This window comes from bacterium, assembly GCA_029210545.1.
Taxonomy (GTDB): domain Bacteria; phylum BMS3Abin14; class BMS3Abin14; order BMS3Abin14; family BMS3Abin14; genus JARGFV01.
The window spans coordinates 1-11,478 of record JARGFV010000082.1 but is presented as its reverse complement, the minus strand read 5'-3'; the positions used below and the strand labels follow the sequence as shown (position 1 = coordinate 11,478).

General features: G+C 54.8%; 5 protein-coding genes. All 5 read left to right on the top strand.

The genetic code is table 11. The features are described from left to right. Positions 1–385 precede the first annotated feature (385 nt). Positions 386–3,100: a DUF499 domain-containing protein gene (locus tag P1S46_09115; GenBank protein ID MDF1536645.1), complete on the top strand. Its 2,715-nt coding sequence runs from the start codon at positions 386–388 to the stop codon at positions 3,098–3,100. Positions 3,101–3,104: 4 nt separating this feature from the next. Continuing rightward, positions 3,105–3,755, top strand: coding sequence for a DUF3780 domain-containing protein (locus P1S46_09110; GenBank protein MDF1536644.1), 651 nt, complete (start codon positions 3,105–3,107; stop codon positions 3,753–3,755). Continuing rightward, complete coding sequence (locus tag P1S46_09105) at positions 3,752–6,667, top strand: DUF1156 domain-containing protein (protein ID MDF1536643.1); 2,916 nt, start codon at positions 3,752–3,754, stop codon at positions 6,665–6,667. Before P1S46_09110 ends, P1S46_09105 begins: the two co-directional genes overlap by 4 nt. Positions 6,668–6,716: 49 nt before the next feature. Beyond that, positions 6,717–9,467 carry a helicase-related protein gene (locus P1S46_09100; protein MDF1536642.1) on the top strand — a complete coding sequence of 917 codons (2,751 nt, stop codon included), beginning with the start codon at positions 6,717–6,719 and terminating at the stop codon, positions 9,465–9,467. Positions 9,468–9,651: 184 nt separating this feature from the next. After that, positions 9,652–11,325, top strand: a complete 1,674-nt coding sequence (locus tag P1S46_09095) for an NERD domain-containing protein (GenBank protein MDF1536641.1) — start codon at positions 9,652–9,654, stop codon at positions 11,323–11,325. The last annotated feature ends 153 nt before the right edge of the window (positions 11,326–11,478 follow it).

Below are 11,478 nucleotides of genomic sequence, written 5' to 3'. Positions count from 1 at the left end.
TGACGCAACCGCACGCCGGGCACCGGTAGCACTTCACCAGCAGGGCTTCGCCATATCCCTCAAAATAGCGGGCGACGTAGCCATGTCCCCAGACCCGCCAGTTGCCGCAACGCGGGCAGCACTGCGGCCTTGGCCATGGATAGCACCGGCCCATTTCAAAAATTTGCTTGAGTTCAACAAGCACCGGCCTTATCATTAAACCTCCATGTAGGACAGGGGCTGTCACCCCGAATGTAAAAGGGCGGAGAGTTCGTCTAAACTCTCCGCCCGCCTTCTATCAACGGTGTCAAAAAAAAGAGCCTTCCGCAACAAGCCCATATTCTCTGACAATCTCTACATAATGGTCAACTCAAACTGACAATATCTCGACTCTTTTGAACCGTTTTTGCTAGGAATCAACAAGGGGATCTGGGGTTCTCTAGCCGAGCAGTTAGGGAAAAAGGCCCATTTTAAAGAGTGCTATTCACCTCTTCAGGCCCCTGGTCAGAAAGCCTGGGAGAACCTTTTTGATGGCGAAACTGTTCTCCTGTTGGTCGACGAACTGCCACCTTACTTTGAAAACGCCAAATCAAAAGCCGTGGGCAATTCAGATCTGGCGCAAGTAACGGCTACCGCCCTCTCAAACCTTCTTGTAGCAATCGGCAAGGAATCCTGCTCACGGGTGTGTCTTGTCATCACAGATCTGGCGGCAGCTTATGAAAGTGGGAGCGCTCAGATCACGGCACTCCTTTCGGATTTTGAAAATGAAACTCACAGAACAGCGATGACCCTCGAGCCCGTCAGACTGAATTCTGATGAGCTCTACCACATCCTCCGCAAGCGGATCTTTACCGGCCTGCCATCTGAAGGTCAAATTGAAGAGGTCGCTCAAGGGTACGCAAAAGCCATCAGGGACGCCAAACAGATGGCTATCACCAGCCAGTCTCCTGAGGAGTTTGCCCAACACATCACGTCATCCTACCCGTTTCACCCTGGTATCCGTGATCTGTATGCCCGCTTCAGGCAGAACCCAGGCTTCCAACAGACCAGAGGCCTCATCCGGCTCATGAGGATCGTGGTTGCTCGCCTCTGGACGACAGGTATTGCGGAGCATTCATACCTTGTGGGGGCCCACGACCTGGACCTTAACGACCAGGAAACCCGAGCAGAGATCGGCCAGATCAACAGTTCACTGGATAATGCTATCGCCCATGATATCGCTTCGGACGGCCAGGCAGTGGCCGAGGTCATGGCTGCCAACATGGGCAACAAGGATGCAACGGATGCCTGTAAACTTCTGCTCATGGCATCTTTGGCAAACGTTCCTAATGCCACGCTGGGGCTCGCCATTCCTGAACTGGTGGCCTATCTGTGCGAGCCGGGCAGGGATCTCTCAAAACTCAAAGAGGAGACCCTGTCCAAGATTTCGACCGCAGCCTGGTACCTTCACAGCACCAGAGATGGAAAGCTTTTTTTCAAAAACGTTCAGAACCTCATTGCTAAACTGGAATCTCTGGTTCGAGCTTTCGCGCAGGAGCAAGCCGAAAAGGAACTCAGGGAGCGACTCCAGGAACTTTTCAAAGTCACCAATGGATGGTGCTACCAGAAGGTTCAGGTTCTCCCTCCAGTGGATGAGATTGAGCTCGAACAGGACCGGACGACGTTGGTAGTTACTGAACCTCGATTAGGTGGCCACCTCCGACCGGAACTGGTCCAGTTCTATGAGCAGACGATGTGGAAAAACAGGATCTGTTTCCTCACGGGAACAAAGGACACCTACGATCAGCTGATAGATGTGGGGAAACGGCTCAAGGCCGTCCAGCACATCCTCAACGACCTGCAAACGGAGAGAGTCCCTGATAACGACCCGCAGATGCTTCAGGCCAGGGAGCTGAACGAGCGAATCCTGCACAATTTCCACTCAGCTGTCCGGGAGACCTTTACCACCGTCTGGTATCCAACGGAATCAGGCCTCGTCCAGGCTGACTTCCGGATGAAGTTTGAGGGAAACCAGTACTCCGGCGAGCAGCAGATCATCGACGTACTGAAGGAGAAGATGAAGTTCACCGATGATATCTCCAGCGAGACTTTCCGGAAGAAGTGTGAACAGAGGTTATTTACTCAGCAATCCATGCCATGGGGGGAGATCAAGAAAAGGGCAGGCGCTATGCCGAAATGGCAGTGGCACAGAGCAGATGCCCTGGACCGTCTGAGGGAAGACTGCCTGCACAAGGATCTCTGGAGGGAGGATGGTGGTTTTGTCGACAAGGGTCCTTTCCCCCAGCCGAAAACCAACGTTTCCATCCAGGAGCAATCGAGGAACGATAATACCGGCGACGTTGTACTCAGGGTCACCCCCATTAACGGAGACACCATCTATTACGAAATCGGAGGGCCGGCCACTACTGCATCGGCCAAACTGGACGGCTCGAGGTGGGATGGGAACGATCTCAAGGTTTCGTTCCTTGCCGTTGACAGTGCCGGCCGCCATGAGGCGGGAGAGCCCACACTTTGGAAAAACCGGATCACCTTGAAGTACAAAACCTATCAGAAAGGCAGCGATAAGATGATGGAGCTTCAGGCCGCTCCATCAGCCGATGTCTACTACTCGACAGATGGTTCTGATCCCAAAGTTGCCGGGGCTGTCTACGATACTCCCTTCGCCCTACCCAAAGGCACCTCTGTGGTCCTGGCTTACGCAACCAGGGAAGAAATCGAATCAGAAGTTGAGCGCATTGCCATCAGTTGGGAAAAGGAAGAGAAGATCAAGGTTGACCCCCAGAAACCTTTGATTTGGTCCCGCATTCAAGATTTCGCATCAACCCAGGAATCCTATGAGTTTCTGGAAGGCCTCAAGAAATATAAGGCCAGGGCGGAAGGGATAACCATCATCATCGGGGGAATAGCTGGAACAAGGGAGTGGATAGAGCTCACTACCTTCGAAGAAAAGGAGATTGCCCCTGAGCTGATCGAGGAATGCCTCGATGTCCTCAGGAAGATCCAGGGAGACGGCCAGGTCCAGTTAAAAACGCGGAAAGTAGTTTTCCAGGCGGGACAGGACTTCCTGGACTGGGTCGAGGATGGCCGCACAAACTTCACCGCGGAAGAGATAAAACAGTAAATCAATGACCAGGGATAGCTACGATACGTCAAAACGGATTTCCCACTCCTTTGGCTTCGATCCTGCCGAAAGCCAGCATCATTTCGTGGTCACGATACAGCGAGCCTCAACACAGAAGGTTGAGATCAGCGAACATTTCACCTGGGACAGCGTTAAAGGGTCCAGTGAAGTGACATACACCAACAAACTGGATGGCCAGGTGAGGGCAGTCCTCGTCCGTCCCAAATGGGACGCCATCGCCGATGAAGTCCGGGCGCACTTTAACCAACGCCTGAAAAAAATAAGGAAAAAGGCCGGCGCATGGCGCACCGGACCCAACCTGGTGAGGAAGGAACTGGGCAAAGAGCTCGTACTGCTCGCCTGGGCCATTGAGGACGCTGACCCGGGATTGGTTTCCAACGCAGTGGCTAACTGGAAGGGCCTGGTGGCCGAGGAGCGGTGGTGGCTCTATACCCAGACAGCGGCTGCCACCGGGCACGGCACCCTCGACAGGGGTAAGGGCTGGAGAAAAGCCCTGCGTTTTGCCCTTTCCGAAAACCCTGCCATTAACCGTTCGCCTGACGATCTGGTGGTCCCGGAATTTTTCCGTCTGGCCAGTGAAAGTGATTTGGATGAACGGCCGAAAGAAGCCGACGAGAGGGATAACGAATCATGAGCCGTTCAACCAGACCCGCCCCTTCTAGTAAGGTTATAGCCGATCTACATGATGCCAAAAGTTTTATCGAGGATCAGTTCCCGGTTGCGAAGATATCCCAGGAGAGCTTCAAGGAAAGGAAAGCGGTCCAGAGCCAGACCCTCACAGGCCTAGGCAAATGGTGGGGGCGAAAGCCCCTCATCCTGGTTCGAGCTGCTCTCCTGGGCCTTCTTATGCCGGCCTCGGATGACCCCCTCAAAGACCGTGAAGTGTTTCTCCAACTCCTGACCATGGATGATGAAGGCATGGGGCGAAGGAGATCCAAAAAGATCCCTAACCCCCGTTTGGTGGAAGAACTCCTGAGAATGCCGGGTTCCGTGCAGAAGCGATTTCTTAAAGAAGATGGCCAAACAATTAAGAAACTGGACCGGGAGGGTGCACAGAAACTCCAGGTTCTCGTGTTTGACCGCATGCCATTCTCGGAGAAAAGGGAGTATGCCAGCCGACCCGAACAGATCGACGGTCCATCTGACCAGACCTGGAGCAACATTAATGCCCACCTTGGAACAGCAGCATCCTCCCTCCCTGAGTTGGTCGAGGAGCTTGGGCAGAGGCGGTTTGGATCACGACCCAAAGTCGGGGATGCCTTCTGCGGAGCCGGTTCCATTCCCTTCGAGGCGGCGCGGTTAGGGTGTGACGCATACGGTTCGGATCTGAGTCCGGTTGGAACTATTCTCACCTGGGCCTCCCTGAATTTGGTTGGCGGGAGTGAAGAGACAGCCCAGAAGATCCGGGAGGCACAGGAGAAGATCCTCCATGCCGTGGACGAGAAGGTGGTGGAGTGGGGCATCGAAACCAATGAGGTCGGCTGGCGAGCTGACGCCTTCCTTTACTGCGTCGAGGTGAAGGACCCGGAGTCCGGCTACCACGTTCCTCTCCTGCCGTCACTCCTTATCGGCCCCTCCTCCGGAGTGGTGGGCCATCTGGTTCCGGACCATGGGGAAAAAAGGTTCAAAGTAGAGATTCAGTGGGACGCGACCTCCCAGGAGCAGAAGACGGCCAAGGGGATCGGGACCATCAGCAGCTCGCGGCTGGTCCCTCCTGATGGGGGCCCCTCTACTCCTATCGAAGTCATTCGCCGTGGCATGAGGATGTGGGAAAATGAAGATATAGCCCCCCGACCCGATGACGTCTTCCAGGAAAGGCTCTACTGCATCCGTTGGATAGAGACCTATTCTGGTGAGAAAGGTGAGGAGAGGACCCGTAGGCACTACAGGGCCCCGACAGCGGAGGACATGGCCAGGGAGGCCAAGGTCCTCAAACTTCTCAAGGAACGGTTCCCGGAGTGGCAGAAGAAGGGATTCATTCCGAACCGTCGCATCGAACCAGGGAGTAAAACAGATGAGCCAATCCGTACCCGTGGGTGGACCTATTGGCATCACCTGTTCACTCCCCGCCAGCTTCTGCTCCATGGCCTGCTCACGGAGATGACCGAAGAAATCGGGGACACAATCGAGGAAAAGGTTGCAGGCCTCCTTGGAGTCGGTCGCTGCTGTAACTGGAACTCCCGTCTTATGGGATGGGGCGTTGGTGCTGCTCGGGAATCCTTCGCCCAGACCTTCTACAACCAGGCGCTTAACACCTTATATAACTATGGTTCCAAGGGCCTGGGACTGCTCGAAGGTGTCTGGTACATGCGGTATGATCCCCAGGAAATCGATTCGGATTCGGTGGTTATCCCTCTGGATGCCAGGCAGCTGGAACACAAGAGCCATTTCTGGATAACTGATCCCCCTTATGCGGATGCCATCAATTATGAGGAGATCACCGAATTCTTCCTGGCATGGTATGGAGGTCGGCTGCCAGTTCTTTTCCCCGACTGGTATGCCGACTCGAAAAGAGCCCTGGTCGTTAAGGGAAACGATCAGGGTTTCCGCCAGGCCATGGTGGAGTGTTACGAAAAAATGGTCCACCATATGCCGGATAACGGCATGCAGATCGTTATGTTCACCCATCAAGATGCAAGGGTCTGGGCGGACCTTGCTTTGATTCTATGGGCCGCCGGCCTGCGCGTGACCGCCGCCTGGTGCATTTCGACAGAGACAGATGCCGTCATCAAGGAAGGCAATTACGTTCAGGGAACTGTGCTTCTCGTCTGCCGTAAAAGAACGGAGGAGGAGCCGGTGTTCCTGGACGAGATCGCCTACAAGATTGAAGCCGAAGTCAGGGAACAACTCGACAGCATGACGGCTTTGGAGGATGACAGCGACCCCAATTTTGCCGACGCTGACTATCAGCTGGCAGCCTACGCCGCTGCTTTGAGGATCCTGACGGAGAGGCCTATTGAGGAAGTCGATCCGGCCCGGGAGATACAACGAGAAAGGTCACGTGGAGAGGTCAACCCGGTAGAGCAGATGATCGTCAACGCTGTCAAGGTTGCCTGTGACCATCTTGTCCCTAAGGGGATCGACCGGGAGGTATGGAAGACTCTTTCCCCCATGGAGCGGTTCTACCTCAAAGGTCTGGAAGTCGAGGGACACGGAGAACTGCGCAGCGGTGTTTACCAGGAACTGGCCAGGGGTTTCGGGGCTGCCGATTATTCGGCCCTTCTAGCCTCGACCAAGGCGAACCAGACAAGGCTGAAAACAGCAACGGAGCTCGGACGACGTGGACTTTCTGGGGACGGGTTTGCAGGTTCTCTTCTCCGCCAGATCCTCTTTGCGATCCATTCTGTTGGAAAAAATAATGAGGTGAAAAGCGGACTCGACTGGTTCCATACGGAGCTGCCCGATTACTGGAACAGCAGGGAGAAGATCATACACCTGCTGGAAAACCTTGCGTCCACTGGCGGTGTGCGGGGTCTGGATCACTGGACTGAGGATGCCAGGTCAGCCGCTCTTCTGGCAGGGGCCGTGAGGAACGACCATGTGTAGAGGTTGCTGGCTTCCAATATCACATTTTCAGGTAGGTAGGTGACAGCGCATGAGCCCTGTACGAAGGTTTTCTTCCCGGCTCGAACCACTGTCACAATCGTTCCTGCTGGACAGGCTCAGGGGCGCCAAGTCCTACGACCGGATCGCCGGTTACTTCTCATCGTCCCTTATAGAGGTAGCCGGCGAGGAGTTGGAATCCATAACAGGCCCCATTAGGCTCATCTGTAACTCCGATCTGAACCCTGCCGATGTCATCACTGCCAAGGCTGCCCAGGCTGCCCTACGGCGATCGTGGTGTGCTTCCCAGCCGGAATCCTACCTCGATCTTGAGGGAGGAGAAAAGGCAAGATCCAGGTTCCAGGCCCTCTTTGAATACCTCAGGAGCGGTAAGTTGCAGGTGCGCGTCCTGCCCGATAACGCCTTTGGCCTGGTCCATGGGAAGGCCGGAGTGGTCACCCTGGCCGATGGAAGCAAAACGAGCTTTCTAGGCAGCGCCAACGAGTCTAAATCCGCATGGGAGATGAACTACGAGCTGGTCTGGGAGGATTCCTCCTCCGAGGCTGTCGAGTGGGTCCAGGAAGAGTTTAACGCCCTTTGGAGTTCCCCCTACTCTATCCCTCTTGCTGATTTTGTTGTTGAGGATCTGGGCCGATTGTCAAAAAGGAAAGTCATCCCGACACGGGAGGGATGGAAGGGCGAAGAAACACAAGAGGGTCAGATGGACCCCGCCCCTGTCGTCATCGAGTCTCCCGTTTACCGTCGTGAGGTTGGTCTGTGGGAACACCAGAAATACTTTGTCAAGACAGCTTTCGATGCCCACAAGGGCCCCCTTGGCAAGGCCCGGTACATCCTTGCGGACCAGGTCGGATTGGGGAAAACCCTTCAGCTGGCTATGACAGCCCTGCTCATCGGTCTATCTGGGGATAAGCCGATCCTCATCATCTGCCCGAAGACACTCATATGGCAGTGGCAAGGGGAGATGCTGGATCTCCTGGGAATGCCGTCTGCGGTATGGATAGGGAAACAGTGGGTAGATGAACGTGAAATTGAATACCCGGTGACAGGATCCGAGGGGATCCGACGGTGCCCGCGCCGTGTGGGGATCGTATCAGGGGGGTTGGTCACGCGAAGGTCTGATGCGGTCAAACATCTTCTTTCCCTGACTTATGATTGCGTGATCCTTGATGAAGCCCATCGTGCCCGCCGTAAAAACCTGGGGGACGGTAGGGATAATGAAGCACCAGATGCGAACAATCTCTTGGCTTTCATGAAGCAGATCGCCGACAGAACACAGAGCCTGCTCCTGGCAACAGCGACTCCTGTCCAGATCAGGCCGATTGAAGCCTGGGACCTTCTTGATATCCTGAGTCATGGTGATGAATCCGTATTGGGAAACTCCTTTAGCCGTTGGAGAAAGTCGGGGCAGGCCCTCTCCCTGGTCATGGGAAGCGATCAGCCACCTGAAAGTATTGAGGAGCAATGGGAATGGATAAGAAACCCTCTCCCTCCGAAAGAAGAGCATCGGGATTTCGAAATACTGCGGGCAAAGCTGGCCCTTGAAGACAAGAAATCTGTTGTAGACGGGGATGCCATTATGGGATTCAAAGCACCCGAAGTTTCGCGACTGCGGGACCTTTTTCCCCGATACATCAAGGATCACAATCCGTTCATTACCAGAATTATCCGGCGAACCAGGGAGCAGCTGGAAAACCAGATTGACCCGGAGACCAACGAGCCACTTTTGCAAAAAATCGGTGTTGAGCTGTTTGGTGAGGGTGATAGGGAGGCCATCTTATTGCCGCCCTACCTTCACGAAGCCTACGACCTCGCTGAGGAATTTTGCCGCACCCTGGGTCAGCGAATGAAGGGGGCAGGGTTTTTAAAAACACTCCTTTTAAGGCGCGTTGGCAGCACCGTGTATGCCGGATTGAAAACGGCCCAAAAGATGCTCTCCGAATGGGAAGACCTCGATCCAGTGATGGAGGAGGAAGAGGACCTTTTTGGGGAGGAAGAGCCAGTTGAGATGGCCAGTATCTCTCGAAGCCTGACTTCGACAGAAAGGGATCTTCTGGAAAAGTTCGTTGCGGCGCTGGAAGCGAACCAGGAAAGGGACCCCAAGTATCAGGTTGTCCTCGAATGCCTGGCGGCCCGAAGGTGGCTTGAGCGCGGGTGTATTATTTTCAGCCAGTACCGTGACTCGGTGCTATGGCTGGCGGAGCAGCTTACCGAAGAGTACCCTGAGGAACAAATAGCTGTATACTCCGGCTCCCAATCGTCAGGGATTTATCTGCGGGGCGCCTGGACTCGGAAAAATCGCGAAGACATTAAAACTATGGTTAGAAAGGGCGAGCTGAAACTCATGATCGGAACGGATGCCGCCTCGGAAGGGCTGAACCTGCAACGGCTTGCCACGTTGATTAACCTGGACCTTCCGTGGAACCCCACCCGTTTGGAACAGAGAAAAGGCCGCATCCAGCGAATCGGCCAGGTTCATGACAAAGTTTACGTTTACAACATGCGATACAAGGATTCTGTTGAAGACCGGGTGCATCAGCTCCTGTCCGATCGTCTCAAGGATATCTATAACCTGTTTGGCCAGCTCCCGGATGTGCTGGAGGATGCCTGGGTTGCCATGGCCATGGGTGAAAGGGAACAGGCCGCAAAAATCATAGACGAGGTACCCAAAAGTCACCCCTTCGAATTAAGGTACGCCAATGTGGAGAGGATCGACTGGGAATCGTGTGAGAAGGTGCTGGACCCCCGGGTTATAGCATCAATCATGCGTTCAAACTGGTCGTAAATTTCACAATAAAAGAGCCGTGCAATTGTCATTACTTGACATGCAGGTTCAAACCGTGTGGTCAGTTCCAGCCGTCGCTCTTTGAGCTATGGCTTGGCAAGCTCTCCTTTCACACTTTTTGAGAAATGGTTGAATCCAAAACCCCACCTTGCATTCCTACCTTTTCATGAACTAGTCTAACCCCATGCCCCGCTTGATTCCCACACCACTGCCTGAATCGGTCCGCAACGACCCGTTGCGGGATGCGGAGCAGGCCGTTTACGAGGCCTTCGCTTCCCACGCTCCTGACGACAGCATTATCTTTTACAGCGTTTCATGGCTGGGCAGGCCATCGCCGGGACAGGCTCCCGTGGATGGGGAGACCGATTTTGTGGTTGCCCATCCGGACAACGGGATCCTGGTCATCGAGGTCAAGGGCGGGAAGATCAAATACGATGGTGCTACCGATCAATGGTACAGCATAGACGGCAGTGGTAAAGAACACCGCATCGACGATCCCTTCGACCAGGTCAAAAAGAGCAAGTATGCCCTTCTGAGTAAGATCAAGCAGGCGCCCGGCTGGAACCGCAAATATGTAAGACTGGGGCATTGCGTCATTTTCCCGGACTCCGCACGACCCTCCGGCCCCATCAGCACCGATTCAGCCCACGAGATGATGGCCTTTACCCGTGACCTGGGCTGGATGGACAAGTGGCTGGATAACGCCTGGGAGTACTGGAGCGGGAAGGATCTGGAAAGTGTGGAATTCGGCGCCCGGGGCATGGAGATGGTCGAAAAGCTCCTGGCCCGGAGTTTCCAGCTGGAACACCCCCTGGCGGCGGACATCGCCGCTGATTCGAAACAGATCCTGCAGCTGACTGAAAGGCAGTTCGATCTCCTGGGCTACCTTCGAAGGAGAAGGAGAGTGGCCATCTCCGGAGGTGCAGGCACCGGCAAAACCATGCTGGCAGTGGAGAAAGCGAAGCAGCTGGCCGGCGAAGGGATGAAGGTGCTGCTCACATGTTTCAACCGACCCCTGGCAGAGTTCCTGGAAGACCGGGCGGGAGAGCATGAGGACATCACGGTGCGCAACTTCCATTGGCTCTGCCACGACATGGCTGAAAAGGCCGAGCTGCCGGAGATCCAGGTGCAGGATTCTCCCTCATCGAACTACTTCAACGAGGTGCTTCCCAACGCTTTCATGAAGGCACTTGAGATGATGCCGGAAGAACGTTTTGACGCCATCGTGGTGGATGAGGGGCAGGACTTCCGTGAGGAATGGTGGACCATGCTCCAGCTATCCATGACCGACCCGGAACAGAGCATCCTCTATGTCTTCTACGACGACAACCAGCGGCTCTACGGCCACAAGGACGCTATACCGCAGGGACTGGACGAATACCCGCTCGATCAGAACCTGCGTAACACCAGGTCGATCTACGACCTGGCCTCCAGATTCTATGAAGGGGAAGCGATGGAAGCAGGGGGGCCGGCGGGAAGGCCGGTTGAGTTCATCAAGGCAGGTGGCGAGAGGGAGCGGCAGAAGGGCGTGAGCCGGACCCTTCACAGGCTCATCATTGATGAACGCATCTCACCCGCATCCATCGCGGTCCTGTCCGGCCGATCGACTGAGAAAAGCTCCCTGGCAGAGGACGGAAAGATCGGCGCCTTCCAGGTGTGCAGCGGCGAAGAATGTGACGAGGATAAGGTCGCCTTTGAATCCATACGCCGCTTCAAGGGTTTGGAAAGACCGGTGGTCATCCTCGTTGAACTGGAGGACGTTCTGGACCAGGAGGACCTGCTGTATGTGGGGATCACCAGGGCCAACGCACATTTGGTGGTTGTGGGGAGTGATGAAACGTTGGATGTGCTACGGTAAGATACTTGGTGGTTAGCTTTCCTGATTGCGTAAGGGATGAACAAGGTTAGTAGTTGTTTTTTCGGAACAGGCGGTGATGTCTTTATAGTGGTGTAAAAAGAGACGGCGCAGGCCGCCTTCTGTAGAATGGGTTGAGCTTGAATCAATCCATAG